The sequence below is a fragment of the Rhizobium oryzicola genome, assembly GCF_030504645.1.
In the GTDB taxonomy this organism is placed as follows: domain Bacteria; phylum Pseudomonadota; class Alphaproteobacteria; order Rhizobiales; family Rhizobiaceae; genus Neorhizobium; species Neorhizobium oryzicola.
Window position 1 is genome coordinate 363,684 of the sequence record NZ_JAUKWQ010000001.1, and the last position, 17,184, is coordinate 380,867.

Annotated in this window: 17 protein-coding genes; all 17 read left to right on the forward strand. The window is 59.7% G+C overall.

All coding sequences use genetic code 11. The features are described 5' to 3' along the window. Nucleotides 1-5 precede the first annotated feature (5 nt). The 17 genes from Q2T52_RS01760 (at nucleotide 6) to lnt (ending at nucleotide 17,120) form a co-directional block, all read left to right on the forward strand. Complete coding sequence (locus Q2T52_RS01760) at nucleotides 6-1,604, forward strand: peptide ABC transporter substrate-binding protein (protein ID WP_302074957.1); 1,599 nt, start codon at nucleotides 6-8, stop codon at nucleotides 1,602-1,604. Nucleotides 1,605-1,666: 62 nt separating this feature from the next. Beyond that, nucleotides 1,667-2,590: an ABC transporter permease subunit gene (locus Q2T52_RS01765; protein ID WP_302074958.1), complete on the forward strand. Its 924-nt coding sequence runs from the start codon at nucleotides 1,667-1,669 to the stop codon at nucleotides 2,588-2,590. After that, a complete protein-coding gene (locus Q2T52_RS01770; protein WP_302074959.1) occupies nucleotides 2,583-3,707 on the forward strand; it encodes an ABC transporter permease in 1,125 nt (374 codons plus the stop codon). The genes Q2T52_RS01765 and Q2T52_RS01770 overlap by 8 nt, the downstream gene beginning before the upstream one ends. A 14-nt stretch (nucleotides 3,708-3,721) precedes the next feature. Continuing rightward, nucleotides 3,722-5,323 carry an ABC transporter ATP-binding protein gene (locus tag Q2T52_RS01775; RefSeq protein WP_302076003.1) on the forward strand — a complete coding sequence of 534 codons (1,602 nt, stop codon included), beginning with the start codon at nucleotides 3,722-3,724 and terminating at the stop codon, nucleotides 5,321-5,323. 185 nt (nucleotides 5,324-5,508) lie between these two features. Beyond that, nucleotides 5,509-5,907 carry a VOC family protein gene (locus tag Q2T52_RS01780; RefSeq protein WP_302074960.1) on the forward strand — a complete coding sequence of 133 codons (399 nt, stop codon included), beginning with the start codon at nucleotides 5,509-5,511 and terminating at the stop codon, nucleotides 5,905-5,907. 365 nt (nucleotides 5,908-6,272) lie between these two features. Beyond that, complete coding sequence (gene trpS / locus Q2T52_RS01785) at nucleotides 6,273-7,337, forward strand: tryptophan--tRNA ligase (RefSeq protein ID WP_302074961.1); 1,065 nt, start codon at nucleotides 6,273-6,275, stop codon at nucleotides 7,335-7,337. 121 nt (nucleotides 7,338-7,458) lie between these two features. Continuing rightward, a complete protein-coding gene (locus Q2T52_RS01790; protein ID WP_302074962.1) occupies nucleotides 7,459-7,950 on the forward strand; it encodes a universal stress protein in 492 nt (163 codons plus the stop codon). Between the two features lie 120 nt (nucleotides 7,951-8,070). Then, entirely contained in the window at nucleotides 8,071-8,637 is a 567-nt protein-coding gene (locus Q2T52_RS01795; RefSeq protein ID WP_302074963.1) for a NifU family protein, read from the forward strand. A gap of 4 nt (nucleotides 8,638-8,641) precedes the next feature. Continuing rightward, nucleotides 8,642-9,301 (forward strand): tRNA (adenosine(37)-N6)-threonylcarbamoyltransferase complex dimerization subunit type 1 TsaB, encoded by a 660-nt coding sequence (gene tsaB, locus Q2T52_RS01800; RefSeq protein ID WP_302074964.1) that lies wholly within the window; start codon nucleotides 8,642-8,644, stop codon nucleotides 9,299-9,301. Nucleotides 9,302-9,309: 8 nt separating this feature from the next. Further along, nucleotides 9,310-9,804, forward strand: a complete 495-nt coding sequence (locus Q2T52_RS01805; RefSeq protein ID WP_302074965.1) for a GNAT family N-acetyltransferase — start codon at nucleotides 9,310-9,312, stop codon at nucleotides 9,802-9,804. 39 nt (nucleotides 9,805-9,843) lie between these two features. After that, nucleotides 9,844-10,272 (forward strand): Fur family transcriptional regulator, encoded by a 429-nt coding sequence (locus Q2T52_RS01810; protein WP_302074966.1) that lies wholly within the window; start codon nucleotides 9,844-9,846, stop codon nucleotides 10,270-10,272. Continuing rightward, on the forward strand, nucleotides 10,269-11,063 hold the full coding sequence (gene olsA / locus Q2T52_RS01815; RefSeq protein WP_302074967.1) for a lyso-ornithine lipid O-acyltransferase: 795 nt from the start codon (nucleotides 10,269-10,271) through the stop codon (nucleotides 11,061-11,063). The genes Q2T52_RS01810 and olsA overlap by 4 nt, the downstream gene beginning before the upstream one ends. A 59-nt stretch (nucleotides 11,064-11,122) precedes the next feature. After that, entirely contained in the window at nucleotides 11,123-12,526 is a 1,404-nt protein-coding gene (gene miaB, locus Q2T52_RS01820) for a tRNA (N6-isopentenyl adenosine(37)-C2)-methylthiotransferase MiaB (RefSeq protein ID WP_302074968.1), read from the forward strand. A gap of 34 nt (nucleotides 12,527-12,560) precedes the next feature. Further along, complete coding sequence (locus tag Q2T52_RS01825; protein WP_302074969.1) at nucleotides 12,561-13,619, forward strand: PhoH family protein; 1,059 nt, start codon at nucleotides 12,561-12,563, stop codon at nucleotides 13,617-13,619. Between the two features lie 17 nt (nucleotides 13,620-13,636). Next, on the forward strand, nucleotides 13,637-14,146 hold the full coding sequence (gene ybeY, locus Q2T52_RS01830) for an rRNA maturation RNase YbeY (protein ID WP_302074970.1): 510 nt from the start codon (nucleotides 13,637-13,639) through the stop codon (nucleotides 14,144-14,146). Between the two features lie 8 nt (nucleotides 14,147-14,154). Further along, nucleotides 14,155-15,318, forward strand: coding sequence for a hemolysin family protein (locus Q2T52_RS01835; RefSeq protein WP_302074971.1), 1,164 nt, complete (start codon nucleotides 14,155-14,157; stop codon nucleotides 15,316-15,318). A gap of 206 nt (nucleotides 15,319-15,524) precedes the next feature. Further along, the gene (lnt, locus tag Q2T52_RS01840; protein WP_302074972.1) at nucleotides 15,525-17,120 is read left to right on the forward strand and encodes an apolipoprotein N-acyltransferase; all 1,596 of its coding nucleotides are present in this window, start codon (nucleotides 15,525-15,527) and stop codon (nucleotides 17,118-17,120) included. Nucleotides 17,121-17,184: the final 64 nt, after the last annotated feature.

The window sequence follows — 17,184 nt, forward strand, 5'->3', positions numbered from 1 at the left end:
CTGTCATGGCTCTCGTGAATTCCAAACTCGCAACCGCTCTTCTTGCCGGCACGCTCATTCTTGGCGCCAGCAACGCATTTGCCGAAACCGTTCTTCGTCGCGGCAATAGCGGCGAGCCGAAGTCGCTCGATTATGCGCATATCTCGATCAACATCGAAGGCTTCGTGATCTACGATCTGTTCGAAGGTTTGGTCATTCATAATGCCAAGGGCGAGATTGCACCGGGTGCGGCCGAAAGCTGGAAGGTCTCCGACGATGGTACCGTTTACACCTTCAAGATCCGCGATAACGCAAAGTGGTCGGATGGCTCGCCGGTAACGGCTGAAGACTTCCAGTTCGCAATGCGCCGCATCGAGAACCCGAAGACGGCTGCCGAATACGCAAACCTCCTTTACCCGATCAAGAACGCCGAAGCCGTCAACAAGGGTAAGTCCCCGGTTGAAGATCTGGGCGTGAAGGTCATCGACGCCAAGACGCTGGAAATCACGCTGGAGCGTGCAACGCCTTACTTCATCCAGCTTCTGTCGCACTACACGGCTCTGCCGATCAGCAAGGCGAACTACGAGAAGTTCGGCGACCAGTTCGTCAAGCCTGGCAACATGGTGTCCAACGGCGCCTTCAAGCTGCAGTCGCATGTTCCGAACGACACGCTGACGGTTGTCAAGAACGAGAATTACTGGGATGCCAGCAACGTCAAGATCGACAAGGTGATCTTCTACCCGATCGAAGACGCTGCGGCTGCCGTTCGCCGTTTCGAAGCCAAGGAACTGGACGTCACCTACAACTTCTCCGCGGACCAGATCAAGCGCCTGCGCGCCGCCTACAACAATCAGGTTCATGTAACTCCGTCGCTGTCGACCTACTACTACGCCTTCGACATGCGCCAGCCGCCGTATGACGACATCCGCGTCCGTCGTGCGCTCTCCATGGCGATCGACCGCGACTTCCTGTCGAACGAAATCTACAAGGGCGCGCAGCTGCCGACCTACTCGCTCGTTCCGGATGGCATGGAAGGTTACGGCAAGCCGCCGCAGCCCGATTTCGCCTCCATGTCGCAGATCGACCGCGAAGACAAGGCTGTCGAGCTTCTGAAGGAAGCCGGTTACGGCAAGGGCGGCAAGCCGCTCAACATCGAGATCCGCTACAACACCAACACCAACCATGAGCGTGTTGCGACTGCGGTTGCCAACATGTGGAAGACGGCTCTGGGTGCCAACGTGTCGCTGGTCAACCTCGATGTGGCCTCGCACTATTCCTACCTGAAGGAAGGCGGCAAGTTCAACGTTGCCCGCGCCGGCTGGGCTGCCGACTATGCGGACCCGGAAAACTTCCTGGCGCTGAACGTCAGCACCAACAAGACGTTCAACTACCCGCACTACAACAACCCGAAGTATGACGAACTGATCAAGAAGTCCTACGAGGAACGTGATGTGGCCAAGCGCATGGAACTGATGCGTCAGGCTGAAACCATGCTGGTTGCCGACCAGCCGCTGGCGCCGCTGATGGCGACCGCCGATCTGTGGCTGGTGTCTGACAAGGTTCAGGGCTGGGTCGATAACTCGACCAACAACCACCTGTCCAAGTTCCTTAGCGTTTCCAAGTAACGTCATCTGGAGATTGGCGCGCGGCGAACGAAAATGTTCGTCGCGCGCCTTTTAATTCGACCATGATCAACTTCGTTCTGCGACGATTGGCGAGCGCCGTACCCACGGTCTTCCTCGTCATCACGATTTCCTTCTTCCTGATGCGCTTCGCACCGGGCGGCCCGTTCGATCTCGAACGTCCATTGCCGCCGGAGACGATGGAAAACATCATGAAGACCTATCAGCTCGACCAGCCGCTGTGGAAGCAATACATCCACTATCTGGCCAATGCCGTGCAGGGCGATTTTGGTCCGAGCTTCATCTACAAGGACAACACCGTTGCGCAGTTGATTGCGCAGGCGCTGCCCTATTCCGTCCAGATCGGTGCCACGGCCTTGTCCATCGCGCTGATTGGCGGGGTCATTCTCGGCACGACGGCAGCCCTTCGCCAGAACGGCATCATCGATATCGCGCTGATGTCCGTCTCGACGGTCGGCATCACGGTTCCGACCTTCGTCATGGGTCCGGTGCTCACGCTCATCTTCGCCCTCATGCTGGGCTGGCTTCCGGCCGGTGGCTGGGGGGATGGCTCGATCCGGCAACTTGCCCTGCCCATCACCGTTCTCGCCCTGCCGCAGATCGCCATCATCGCGCGCTTGACGCGCGGCTCCATGATCGAGGCGCTGCATACGGATCACATCCGCACCGCCAAGGCCTACGGTCTGCCGTCTCGCGTCGTCGTCATCACGCATGCGCTGCGTGGCGCCATGCTGCCGGTTGTATCCTATCTCGCACCGGCTGCTGCTGCATTGCTCACCGGTTCCGCCGTGGTGGAAAGCATCTTCACCATTCCCGGTATCGGCCGCTTCTTCGTGCTGGGTGCGCTGAACCGCGATTATCCCCTGGTCATGGCCACCGTCGTCATCGTCGCGGTGTTCGTGATCGTCTTCAACCTCCTGGTCGACATTGCTTATGGTCTGCTCGACCCGAGGGTCCGCCATGACTGATATCTCCACCACAAACACCAACAAGGTCGAAGGCCGCAGCCTTGGCCAGCTGGCCTGGCTTCGCTTCCGCCGCAACAAGGCGGCCATGGGCGGCATGTTCATGCTGCTTTTGATCGCCCTGTTCTCTTTTGGCGGCCCGTTCCTGGTGTCGCACAAATATGACGAAGTCTTCCCGTCCTATGTCTCGGTGCCGCCGAGCCTGAAGCCGCTGCCGGAAACATCGACGCTGCAGGATGTGGCCGATGCGACCGCCAAGCGCGCACGTCTGAAGCTGGAAAGCTTCGATGTTGCCAAGGGCACGTTCACGGCCAAGGTATCCGCCTCCAGCCCGATCGATCCGCGCACAGTCCGCTATTTCGACCGCGTCAACGAATTCAAGGACACGCAGGTCAAGGAAACGGCGCCCGACCAGCTCTCCATGGTGCTGACCGGTCGTGTTGCTCAGGAGTATTTCCCTTTCGGCACCGATAGCAACGGCCGCGACCTTCTGGTGCGCGTCATGCTGGGCGGGCAGATCTCGATCGCTGTCGGCCTTGCCGCGTCGCTCGTTTCGCTCGGCATCGGCGTCGTCTACGGCGCGACATCGGGCTATCTCGGCGGGCGTATCGACAACGTCATGATGCGTGTCGTCGAAATCCTCTACTCGCTGCCCTTCGTCTTCCTTGTGGTCGTGATGGTAGTCTTCTTTGGCCGCTCCATCGTGCTGATCTTCGTCGTCATCGGCGCGGTGCAATGGCTGGAAATGGCGCGTATCGTGCGTGGTCAGACGCTCTCCCTGAAGCGGCGTGAATTCGTCGGTGCCGCGCAGGCGCTCGGCCTCACCGATTGGCAGATCATCCGCCGCCACATCATTCCCAACACCATCGGTCCGGTCATCGTCTTCGTGACGGTCGTCGTGCCGCATGTCATCCTGACGGAAAGCTTCCTGTCCTTCCTCGGCCTTGGTGTTCAGGCACCGCTTGCCAGCTGGGGCACGCTGATTTCCGAAGGGGCAGCCAATATGCAGAATGCGCCCTGGCTGCTGATCTTCCCCGCGACCTTCTTCGTCATCACCCTGTTTTCGCTGAACTTTGTCGGCGATGGCCTGCGTGACGCGCTTGACCCGAAGGATCGCTGAGAATGGCTGACAATATGAACACCACTGAGACTACCGTGCTGACGGTAAAGGATCTCAAGGTCAATTTCACCACGCCGGATGGTGAGGTGAATGCCGTCAAGGGCGTCAACTTCGACGTCCGCAAGGGCGAGACGCTGGCGATCGTTGGCGAGAGCGGTTCCGGCAAAAGCCAGACCATGATGGCAATCATGGGCCTGCTGGCCAAGAACGGGCGCGTTTCCGGCTCGGCCCGCTATGGCAGTGCCGAGATGATCGGCGCAAGCCCGAAGGCTCTCAACGATGTGCGCGGTTCCAAGATCACCATGATCTTCCAGGAGCCGATGACCTCGCTCGATCCGCTCTACACGGTCGGCAAGCAGATCTCCGAGCCGCTGATCCATCACCGTGGCATGGGCAAGGCCCAGGCACGCGCCCGCGTGCTGGAGCTTCTGAAGCTTGTCGGCATTCCGGAACCGGAGCGCCGCATCGACAGCTACCCGCACGAGCTTTCCGGCGGTCAGCGCCAGCGCGTGATGATTGCCATGGCGCTCGCCAATGAGCCCGATCTCCTAATCGCCGACGAGCCGACAACGGCGCTCGACGTGACGATCCAGGCGCAGATCCTCGATCTGCTCGCCGACCTGCAGAAGCGTTTTGGCATGGCGATCGTGCTGATCACCCATGACCTCGGCGTCGTGAAGCATGTGGCGGACCGCGTCGTCGTCATGCGCCGTGGCGAGGTGGTGGAGCAGGGCACGCGCGACGATATCTTCGAGCGACCCACCGCCGATTACACCAAGATGCTGCTGGCGGCCGAACCCTCCGGTTCCAAGGCGCCGCCGGCGGATAATGCTCCGGTCATTCTCGAAGGTCGAAATGTCGTGGTCGATTTCCAGATCGGCACTGGCATGTTCTTCAAGAGCCACCGTACCTTCCGCGCGGTCGATGGCATCAACATCACGCTGCGCCAGGGCCAGACGATCGGTGTGGTTGGCGAATCCGGTTCGGGCAAGTCAACGCTCGGCCGCGCGCTGCTGCGCCTGCTCGATTCGGACGGCCGCTACAGCTTCGCCAGCAACGACATCTCGCATCTCGATCGCAAGGGCATGCGCCCCTATCGCCGTCAGATGCAGCTCGTCTTCCAGGATCCCTACGGTTCGCTGTCGCCGCGCCAGACGGTCGGCGAGATCATCACCGAAGGCCTCTATGTGCATGAACCGAACCTGACCAAGGCGGAGCGGGATGCGCGTGCCGTCGAGGCGCTGAAGGAAGTGGGCCTCGATCCGGGTGCCCGCAACCGCTATCCGCACGAATTCTCCGGCGGCCAGCGTCAGCGTATCGCGATCGCCCGCTCGATGATCCTCAAGCCGAAGGTGGTCATCCTCGACGAGCCGACCTCGGCGCTCGACCGCTCGGTGCAGCGGCAGGTGATCGAGCTGCTGCGTGACCTGCAGCAGAAGCATGATCTCTCCTACGTCTTCATCAGCCACGACCTGTCGGTGATCAAGGCGATCTCCGACCATGTGGTGGTCATGAAGAACGGCAAGATCGTCGAGCAAGGTCCGACGGACGACATTTTTGACCGTCCGGCGCAGGATTACACCAAGACGCTCATCGCTGCGGCCTTCACGCATTGATCTACTTCGTCATGCTCGGGCTTGACCCGAGCATCTACAACCGATTGAATTTGCTGGACATCAATGGATCCTCGGCTCAAGGCCGAGGATGACGCTGGTGGGGATGTTGGCCAAACCTCTTCCGATGAGCCGTTGCATGGCGGCGTGCTTCATGCACATCTGCTGAGCCAACCTGGAGTCTCGCCATGTCCGCCCAATCGCTTTTTCTCGTGACGCTCATCGTTGATGACTATGACCGCGCCAAGGACTTCTATTGCGGCACCCTCGGTTTTGAAGTCGTCTTCGACTCACCTCTGCCGGAGGAGGGTAAGCGCTGGGTGGTGGTGAAGCCAAAGGGTACGGACGGCGCAAGCCTGTTGCTCGCCCGTGCCGATGGCGACGCGGAACGGGCGGCAATCGGCAACCAGACGGCAGGCCGTGTCAGCTTCTTCCTCAAGACGGATGACTTTGCCCGCGATCATGCGGCCTATCTCGCCAAGGGCGTTCGCTTTCTGGAGGAGCCTCGCCATGAGCCCTACGGCACGGTCGCCGTGTTTTCCGATCTCTACGGAAACTTGTGGGATCTGATCCAGCATGCGGTGTAACTGAGTCGTTCTGCATGGGGAAACTCGGGGTTTGCCCCTCACCCTAACCCTCTCCCCGCACGCGGGGAGAGGGGACGAATTTGCCGAGCCGTCGCCAATCTTCCTCGCCCCGTGAAACGGGGAGAGGGTGGCCGAGCGCAGCGGAGGCCGGGTGAGGGGCATTCCCAAGGACTCGCTGGCTCAGTATCGCCCCCGATTAAACTTCTGCTGTTGTCTTGAAGCCACTTGATCGAACGGGTTCTGCTGTGCTTGATGCGCCGCGTAAAATAGCCTGGCCTTAAGGGGCGGGACGCGGGAAGAACTCACCCTTTCCGATGCCTCGTTTCCGAAAGCCTGTGGCCCTCCACCAGCCTATCGAGGACGATATGAACAGTTTTTCTCCGCTCGTGTTTTCGGGCGTTCAGCCCACCGGCAATCTCCATCTCGGCAATTATCTCGGCGCGATCCGCAAGTTCGTGGCGCTGCAGGAAAACAATGACTGCATCTACTGCGTCGTGGACCTGCATGCCATCACCGCACAACTGGTGCATGAGGACCTGCGCGGCCAGATCCGTTCGATTGCCGCCGCCTTCATCGCTTCCGGCATCGATCCGGTCAAACATATCGTCTTCAATCAGGCCGCCGTGCCGCAGCATGCGGAACTCGCCTGGGTGTTCAACTGCGTCGCGCGTATCGGCTGGATGAACCGCATGACGCAGTTCAAGGACAAGGCCGGCAAGGACCGCGAGAATGCCTCGCTTGGTCTGCTCGCCTATCCGAGCCTGATGGCGGCTGACATTCTGGTCTACCGCGCCACCCATGTGCCTGTTGGTGATGACCAGAAGCAGCACCTGGAACTCGCTCGCGACATCGCCCAGAAGTTCAATATTGACTTCCAGGAAAAGATCCGCGCCACCGGCAAGGGTGTCGACATGGTCGTCGGCGAAGAGCCGATCCATGGCTATTTCCCGCTGGTCGAGCCGCTGATCGATGGGCCGGCGCCGCGTGTCATGAGCTTGCGTGACGGCACCAAGAAGATGTCGAAGTCCGATCCGTCGGATCTCTCACGCATCAACCTGATGGATGATGCCGACGAAATCCTGAAGAAGATCCGCAAGGCCAAGACCGATCCGGATGGTCTTCCCTCGGAAGTGGATGGCCTGAAGGGCCGCCCGGAAGCCGACAACCTCGTCGGCATCTATGCGGCGCTCGCCGACAAGACCAAGGCGGATGTTCTCGCCGAATTCGGTGGTCAGCAGTTCTCGGTCTTCAAGCCGGCGCTTGCCGATTTGGCCGTGCATGTGCTGGCGCCGATCAGCGCCGAAATGCAGCGCCTGCTGGGCGATACCAGCCATATCGATGCCATCCTGCGCGATGGTGGCGAGCGGGCCGGTGCCCGTGCGGAAGCGGTCATGAAGGATGTCTTCGACATCGTCGGCTTCCTGCGCTGATTCATCTCGATCGACTTTTTCAACCCGTCGCGTGCACAGCGCGGCGGGTTTTCATTTTCTGCGATTGGTATAAGTTCGCAACTCGATTGATGCGGTCGAGATTTGGGATACGGGGGGATGCATGGTTTCCAAACGGCTGTCGCGGCTTGAAGGGCACCGGCGCAAGTTCATGGCTGTCATCGACGGCACGCCGGAATGCGAAAAGGCTGTCCACTATGCCGGTCGCCGCGCCAAGAATACGAATGGCGCCCTCGTTCTGCTGTACGTGATCCCGGAAGGCGATTTCCAGCAATGGCTGGGTGTGGAGCAGATCATGCGCGCAGAAGCGCGGGAAGAGGCAGAGGCCGTCATGGCGAAGGCGGCGCAACGCGTGCGCGAGACGATCGGCATCGATCCGGAAGTGGTGATCCGCGAAGGCGGCGCCAGCGAGCAGATCAACAAGGTGATCGAGGAGGATCGCGATGTGGCGATCCTGATCCTCGCCGCAGGCTCGACCAAAGAGGGTCCCGGACCGCTTGTCTCCTCTATCGCCGGTCGCGGTGCAGCCTTTCCAATCCCCGTCACGGTTCTCCCTGATACCCTGACGGATGAGGAAATCGACGCGCTGGCTTGAATGGCGGGGAGGATTCCGCATCTTTCAGCCATTGCGCACTTGAACCCAAACCTGAGACGGATTATCTTCTTTGGAAGAATTCTAAACTGGTGGCGATGCGGCTGCCGAGGAGACTGAATCATGTTTATCCAGACGGAAGCCACCCCGAATCCGGCCACGTTGAAGTTTCTACCCGGCAAGGTCGTGATGGAAAAGGGCACGGCGGATTTCCGTTCCGCCGACGAAGCGGAAGCTTCGCCGCTGGCGCAGCGCCTGTTCGCCATTCCGGGTGTGACCGGCGTCTACTTCGGTTATGATTTCGTGACCGTCAGCAAGGAAGCCCAGGAATGGCAGCACCTGAAGCCAGCGATCCTTGGCTCCATCATGGAGCATTTCATGTCCGGCCAGCCGATCATGGGCGGCTCTGCTGCAACGGCGGAACTGTCGGATCAGGAAGGCGAATTCTTCAATGAGGAAGACGGCACGATCGTTGCGACCATCAAGGAGCTCTTGGAAACCCGCGTACGTCCGGCTGTGGCGCAGGATGGCGGCGATATTACCTTCAAGGGTTTCCGCGATGGTACCGTCTATCTCAACATGAAGGGCGCCTGCTCCGGCTGCCCGTCTTCCACGGCCACGCTGAAACATGGCGTGCAGAACCTGTTGAAGCACTTCGTGCCCGAGGTCCAGGCCGTCGAAGCGCTCTGACATCATGAAGGTTCTCGCCATCGATACGGCCGGGGTGGATTGTTCCGCTGCGGTCTTTTGTACGGAACAGGGCCGTATCCTGTCCGAGATCACGGAACGCATCGGCAAGGGCCATGCCGAGCGGCTGATGGCGATGATCGATGAGGTGCTTGCTGCGGCCAGCTTGCCGCTTCAGTCCATCGCGCGCATCGGGGTCACCATCGGCCCCGGTTCCTTCACCGGCATTCGCGTGGGCGTTGCGACAGCGAGAGGCCTTGCGTTATCCCTGCCAGCACAGGCGGTCGGTGTGGTGACGCTGAATGCCATGGCGCGTTCTCATCTCGATTGCGATGTCTCGCGCCCCGTCATCGCCGCAATGGATGCCAAGCGCTCCGAGATTTATGCACAGGCTTTCGGGTCGGATGGCAAGCCCTTGACCGAGCCGCAGATCGTGACGCTGGAAGCGCTGAAGGCGCTGGCCGATCAATATCAGGCAGAGATCATCGGCACGGCAGCACCGCTTTTGCGCGGGGAGCCCGCAGCGACGGAGCCGGATCGTTTCGACATCGCGACCGTTGCCCGCATCGCGGCTGAAGCGGATGATAAAGCATTGGCACCAAAACCGCTTTACCTTCGCGGCCCCGATGCTAAACCGCAGGATGGATTCGCTCTCGCCCGCGCGTAAAACTGCCCATGCTTGATGACTACCTGACCTGGAAACCTTTCTTCGATATCGTACCGATGCAGGATAATGACTGCCGCGGTGTGTCGGACTTGCATGGCCAGCGCTTTTCCCGCCAGTGGAGCGAGGAGGAGATGCTCAGTCTGCTGACGCAGGCCGGCGTATTCGGCTTCTGCGCGTTGCAGACCAATGCCTTTTTCAGCAGGCCCTTGGGCGGTTTCGTGCTGGCGCGGGAAGCCGCGGGCGAGGCGGAAATTCTGACGATTGCCGTTACGGAAAAGGTCGCCCGCTCTGGCCTCGGCTGGCGGTTGATGCAGGCGGCCATGCGTGAAGCGCAGGATCGTGGTGCCGACTCGATGTTCCTGGAAGTCGAGGAAACCAACGTCGCCGCGGTCTCGCTTTATCGTCGCTTGCGGTTCGCGGAAGTGGCGCGCAGGCCTGCCTATTATACAGCGGCTGATGGTACCCGGACGGCAGCGCTTGTCATGCGGCGTGATCTTCGCTAGTCCGTGTCTGAAATTGATCTGCGACAAGGCCGTGACGACATGACAGACCTTTCCAAAACTCTGGAGGAGCTGTGTGCCGAGCGTGGTATGCGAATGACGGACCAGCGTCGCGTCATTGCCCGAATTCTCCAGGACTCGGATGACCACCCGGATGTGGAAGAGCTCTATCGGCGCTCCTCCAAGATTGATTCGCGCATCTCCATTTCCACGGTTTATCGCACGCTGAAGCTTTTCGAAGATGCCGGCATCATCGAGAAGCACGATTTTCGCGACGGTCGTTCGCGCTACGAAACCGTGCCGGAAGAACACCACGATCACATGATCAACCTGAAGTCCGGCGAGGTGATCGAGTTTCATTCCGCCGAGATCGAGGCGCTTCAGGAGCGCATTGCCCGCGAACACGGCTTCCGGCTGGTCGGCCACCGGCTGGAACTCTACGGTGTGCCGCTGGATAAGGACGAGCGGTGATCACCCGTTTCCGGATCGCGCTGATCATCTTGCTGCTGGTTCTGTGGACGCTGGTGCTTTTGCCGGTGCAATTGCTGGCGCTGCAATATGACTGGCGCGTACGCCGCACACTGCCGCGTTACTGGCACCGCGTCGCCTGCTATTTGCTCGGCATCCGCATCCGCGTGCATGGCAAGCTCGAAACCCGCCGTCCGCTGATGCTGGCGTCCAATCATGTGTCCTGGAAGGACATCATGGTGCTGGGGGCAGTCGCCGATGTCGCCTATATCGCGAAGTCGGAAGTGGCCAACTGGCCCGTCTTCGGCTGGCTTGCCAAATGGCAGAAGACCGTGTTTGTGGAGCGCGAGCAGAAGCGCAAGACCGGCGAACAGGTGAATGAGGTTGCCGACCGTCTGGCCGGTGGCGAAATCATCGTTCTGTTTCCGGAAGGCACGACGTCCGACGGAAACCGTCTGCTGGATATCAAGTCCTCGCTCTTTGGAGCCGCATCCGCTGCCGTTCCATCTGCGCCGGATGGCGTTGTCTATGTGCAGCCGGTGACGCTTGCCTATACGGGCATCTATGGCATGCCGATGGGGCGCTATCACCGCCCGATCGCCGCTTGGCCGGGCGATGTCCAGTTAGTGCCGCACCTGATGGGCGTGCTGAAGGCCGAGGCACTTGAGGTGGATGTGGATTTCGGCGAGGTGGTGGAATTCCGCAAGGAGACCAACCGAAAGGTGGCGGCTGCGACCGTGGTGAGTCGCATGCGGCAGATGTTGCGCAACCGCCTGCGTCCTCCGAATCCCTGACCTTTCTCATCAAAGGGAAAGGCTTCTATTTCCGCCTGTCTTGCAGTAAAGAAGCCGCCATGACCGACCAGACAGCTTCTCTTTCAGCGCCCGTCGCGACGGGCGAGGCGATCGCCAATACACGCAAGGTGTTCATCAAGACCTACGGGTGCCAGATGAATGTCTACGATAGCACCCGCATGGGCGATGCGCTGTCGAGCGAAGGCTATGTCACGACCGGGACGCTGGAAGAGGCGGATCTCGTTCTTCTCAATACCTGCCATATCCGCGAGAAGGCGGCGGAAAAGGTCTATTCCGCGCTGGGGCGCCTGCGCGAGATGAAGAAGGCGCGCAATGCGCAAGGTCAGGAACTGATGATCGGTGTTGCCGGTTGCGTCGCCCAGGCCGAAGGCGAGGAGATCCTGCGTCGCGCGCCTGCCGTTGATGTGGTGATTGGCCCGCAGACCTATCACCGCCTGCCGCAGGCACTGCGCCGTGCGCGTGCCGGTGAGCGTGTGATCGAGACGGAATATGCCGTCGAGGACAAGTTCGAGCATCTGCCTCCGACGGAAAAGAAGGTGATACGCTCGCGCGGCGTCACCGCGTTTCTGACCGTTCAGGAAGGCTGCGACAAGTTCTGCACCTTCTGCGTGGTGCCCTATACGCGCGGTTCTGAGGTCTCTCGGCCCCTGCAACAGATCATCGATGAGGCTACCCGCCTTGCCGAAAGCGGCGTGCGTGAAGTGACGCTGCTCGGCCAGAATGTGAATGCCTGGCATGGCAACGGTCCGAACGGCGAAAGCTGGGGGCTGGGCGATCTGCTCTATCGTCTCGCGGAAGTTCCGGGCCTGGCGCGGCTGCGCTATACCACCAGCCATCCGCGCGATATGGATGATCGTCTCATCGAGGCGCATCGCGATCTTCGCCAGTTGATGCCGTATCTGCATCTGCCGGTTCAAGCGGGTTCAGACCGTATCCTGAAGGCGATGAACCGCCGCCACACGGCAGATGAATATATCCGCCTGATCGAGCGCATCCGCGGCGTCCGACCCGATATTGCTCTCTCCGGTGATTTCATCGTCGGTTTCCCCGGCGAGACGGACGAGGATTTCGAAGCGACGATGCGCCTCATCGAGAGGGTGAATTACGCGCAGGCCTTCTCATTCAAATATTCGGTGCGGCCTGGAACTCCCGGTGCCGAACTCGGGTTTCATGTGGCTGAAGAGGTCAAGGCTGAACGGCTCGAACGGCTGCAGGCCCTGCTTCTGAAGCAGCAGCATGAATTTGCGGAAGCCTGCGTCGGCAAGACGATCGATATCCTCCTTGAAAAGCCCGGCCGCATGCCCGGCCAGCTGATCGGACGCTCGCCCTGGCTTCAGTCTGTGAATGTTGATGCAAAATCATCGCAAATCGGTGACATTATTTCTGTACGAATCATAGGCACGGGCCCCAACAGCTTGTTTGCGGAGCAGACAGGGAGTTAAATAGGCCCGACGCACCAAACAGGAGCACGCCGGCTTGAACGGAAGAGAATTGGTTTCTTCATCCTCGCGCAACCACAGAACCGCAGCGACTGACGCCAATCACTTCGTTTTGACGTTCGAGAACAATCGGCTCGCCAAGGAACTCTTCGGACAGTTCGATCAGAACCTGAAGCTTCTCGAGGAGCGGCTGCACATTGATGCTCGCGCCCGTGGCAATTCGGTGAGCATCTCCGGTGAAGTCCTGGCAACCACCCAGGCGCGCCGGGCTCTCGATTTCCTGTACGACCGCCTTCAGAAGGGTGGCACGGCAGAAACATCGGATGTTGAAGGCGCCATCCGTATGGCGATTGCCGCCGACGACCAGTTGACCCTTCCCACCCTTGAGCGGAAGGCGAAGCTCTCCATGACGCAGATTTCCACCCGCAAGAAAACGATTGCCGCCCGCACGCCGACCCAGGATGCCTATATGCGGGCGCTGGAGCGTTCGGAACTCGTCTTCGGCGTCGGCCCGGCCGGTACCGGCAAGACCTATTTGGCTGTGGCGCATGCGGCCCAGCTTCTGGAGCGTGGCGCGGTCGACAAGATCATCCTCTCCCGCCCGGCTGTCGAAGCGGGCGAACGTCTCGGCTTTCTGCCGGGTGACATGAAGGAAAAGGTCGACCCTTACCTCAGGCCGCTCTACGATGCGCTGTATGACATGATGCCCGGCGATAAGGTCGAGCGGGCGATCACCGCTGGCGTTATCGAAATTGCGCCGCTGGCCTTCATGCGCGGGCGCACGCTCGCCAATGCCGCCGTTATCCTTGACGAGGCGCAGAACACCACATCCATGCAGATGAAGATGTTCCTGACGCGTCTCGGTGAAAATTCCCGCATGATCATCACCGGCGACCCGAGCCAGATCGACCTTCCGCGTGGCGTAAAGTCTGGTCTCGTCGAGGCGCTGCAGATCCTGAAGGACGTCGAAGGCGTGTCTGTCATCCGCTTCAAGGATACCGATGTCGTGCGTCATCCACTGGTTGGCCGCATTGTGCAGGCCTATGATGCGCAATATGCCGTACGTCTGGAAATCGAGGAAGGCGAGGAGCGCTGAAGCTCCGCCGAGACAAGATGCCGGAACTGGATATACAAATCAGCGTCGAAAGCGATGGCTGGCCGACGGAAGAAGCGCTGACCGCCATGAGCGAGCGCGTGATCGGTGCGGCGGCGAAATATCTGGCGGCGGAAGAAGAACAGCCATTTCCGTCGCAACCTGTAGAACTTTCGCTGGTTTTCAGCGATGACGCGCAGATCCGCGAAATCAATGCGGAATGGCGTGGCAAGGACAAGCCGACAAATGTTCTGTCCTTCCCCGCTTTTCCCGTGGAACCCGGTGATATGCCGGGGCCCATGCTGGGCGATATCGTGATAGCAAGGGAAACCGTGGAGCGTGAAGCGGTTGAACTGGACAAGCCTTTCGACGAGCATTTGACGCATCTTCTCGTCCATGGATTCCTCCATCTGTTCGGCTACGATCATATGGAGACCGAGGAAGCGGAAGAAATGGAAGGGCTCGAGACTCGCATTTTGGCCAAGCTTGGCCTATCTGATCCCTATGCGGGACAGGAGCCGCTGGTATAATTGGAACGATGAACGAGATTTCGACAAGCGCCGCCCGTGACGGCAATGGTTCGGAACAGTCGTCCTCGGAAGAGGGTGGCAGTCCTTTACGACGTGAGCAGTCATCGCGCACGCCAAACTCTTTTTGGGCGCGTGCGATCCGCCTATTGCGACCCTCGCAAGGCGAGCGTCTGCGTGAGGATCTGGCCGATGCGCTGATGACCGATACGGCCGTCAGCAATGCCTTTGCCCCCGAAGAGCGGGCGATGCTCCACAATATCCTGCGTTTCCGCGAGGTACGTGTGGAAGACATCATGGTGCCGCGCGCGGATATCGAAGGCGTCGATATCACCATGACGCTCGGCGACCTGATGATCCATTTCGAGGAAACCGGTCGTTCCCGTATGCCGGTCTATTGCGACACGCTGGATGACCCGCGCGGCTTCGTGCATATCCGCGACCTCCTTTCCTATCTCGCCAAGCAGGCACGCAACAAGCGCCGCACGTCTTCGAAGACGGCGCAAGTGGAAGTCGCCCCAGGCGCAACGCTTTCTGAAAAGCCGGTACGGGTGCCGCGACCGGCCTTCGATCTCGGCCGTGTCGATCTCAGCAAGACGGTGGCTGAAGCCGGTCTCATCCGAAAGATCCTTTTCGTGCCGCCCTCCATGCTGGCTTCCGACCTGCTGCAGAGCATGCAGGCAGCCCGCACGCAGATGGCGCTGGTCATCGATGAATATGGCGGAACCGACGGCCTCGTTTCCCACGAGGACATCGTGGAAATGGTCATCGGCGATGTCGAGGATGAGCATGACGATGACGAGGTCATGTTCTCCCGCGTCGGAGATGATGTCTTCGTTGTCGATGCCCGTATTGAACTGGAAGAGATTGCTGAAGCCATTGGCCCGGATTTCGACGTGCGCGAGCAGCAGGAAGATGTCGATACGCTGGGCGGCCTGATCTTCTCGGCGCTTGGCCGCATTCCCGTTCGCGGCGAATTGGTGCAGGCGGTACCCGGCTTCGAATTCCAGATCCTGGACGCCGATCCTCGCCGTATCAAGAAGGTGCGTATCCTTCGCAAGCGCAACAACGCCGTGCGCCGTCGCCAGTTAAAGGGTGATGGCGATGGGGTTGGTGCCGATGCGGCGGCACTTCCGAACCCGGAACAGCCGGCAGGTGAAGCCGACAAGGCCTGACGCCCGTCGCGTCCGGCGATCCTCACGGCGAATGATCGCCGATAAGGCCGCTGGCAATGTCGACCGTTTCCTTTTGATCCTGAAACATTCTAACTGACGCAGCCGATATGTGTCGTGTGAGTCGGCGTCAGTGTGCATGTATGTTTGGAAACAAGCCAGCGCCGGCAGTCTCAGGACACGGCCGGGCGACGGATGGAAGGTTCAGGATGGAGCGGCTTGCAGCACGCGTGATTCTTCTCTGGGGTGTTCGTCGCGTTCTGTTGGCTGTTGCCGCTGGTGCCATCGGGGCGCTGGCCATGCCGCCGGTGGGCTTTATCGCGGCCCTGTTCATCTCCTTCACGCTTCTCACCTGGTTGATGGATGGTTCGGCGGTCAGCCCCGGTGCCGGCATTTTCAGTCGCGCCAAGGCGTTCTTCAGCATAGGCTGGTGGTTCGGCTTCGGTTATTTCGTGGCCGGACTCTGGTGGCTCGGCAATGCGCTGATGGTCGAGGCGGATGATTTCGCCTGGGCCTTGCCCCTTGCAATCTTCGGCCTGCCGGCCTTCCTTGCCATCTATTATGGTCTTGCGACCGCGGTCGCCGGTTTGCTCTGGTCTGATGGTTTTGGTCGCATTGCTGCGCTGGCAGCCAGTTTCGGTCTTGCCGAATGGCTGCGTGGCTTTCTTTTTACGGGCTTTCCCTGGAATGCGATCGGCTATGGGGTCATGCCGATCCCGCTGATGATGCAATCTGATGCGGTGATTGGGCTGTTCGGAGTAAGCGCGCTTGCCGTGTTCGTGCTCTCCGCGCCTGCCCTGTTGGGAACTCGAAAAGGTGCCGCTCAAGGGCTGATGCTAGCGGGTGCGTTGAGCGCAGCCCATTTTAGTTACGGTGCTTATCGCATGTCGCAGGCGGCCCCGCCTGCGCGTGATGCTGCGGCTCTCAGTGTGCGACTGGTCCAGCCGGTGATCGATCAGGCACGCAAGATGGACGATTCCGATCGCGCGAGCGTCTTTGAGGAGCATCTGGCACTGTCGGCATTGCCGCCTCAACCTGGAGCAAAGCGCCCGGACGTCATCGTCTGGCCGGAAACCTCGGTTCCCTTCATCCTGACCCAGAACAGGGATGCGCTGACCCGCATCGGTGAGGTGCTGCAGGACGGACAAATCCTGATCGCGGGTGTAGTACGGGCAGAAGAATCTGCGCCTGGCAAGCTCCCGCTCTATTACAATTCCATCTATGTGATCGATAGCCAGGGTCAGATCATTGCAGCATCCGACAAAGTACATCTGACGCCATTCGGCGAATATCTCCCATTTGAGGATTTCTGGAACCGGTTCGGCATCGGCAACATCGTCAACATGCCGGGAGGTTTCACATCCGGCAATCGTCGTACTTTGTTAACCTTACCCAGCGGTGCAATTTTCTATCCGCTCATCTGCTATGAAGCGATCTTTCCGTTTGAGATCGGCGCGGATGTAACCAGGGCGACTGCCATCCTAAATATCACAAATGATGCCTGGTTTGGCGATACGCCCGGTCCCTACCAGCATTTTCTGCAGGCGCGGCTGCGAGCGGTGGAGACCGGTGTTCCAGTGATTCGCGATGCCAATAACGGCATTTCGGCGTTCATTGACGCCTATGGACAAATCGTGCGCGGACTTGACTACAATCAAAAAGGTGTGATCGATTCGCCCTTGGGTGGCAATGCCGTCTCAACCTGGAGCAACTACAGCCGTGAAACGTACTTCTGGTTGATTATCATTGCGCTCAGCGTGATTGCAGTGATTTCGCGTATAGGTTTTAAAATCAAGCTCAATTGACCTCAAAACCCTAAAATTGCATAGTGATGACGCCTATCGTGTCGTATTATGCTTTTTAGCTTTG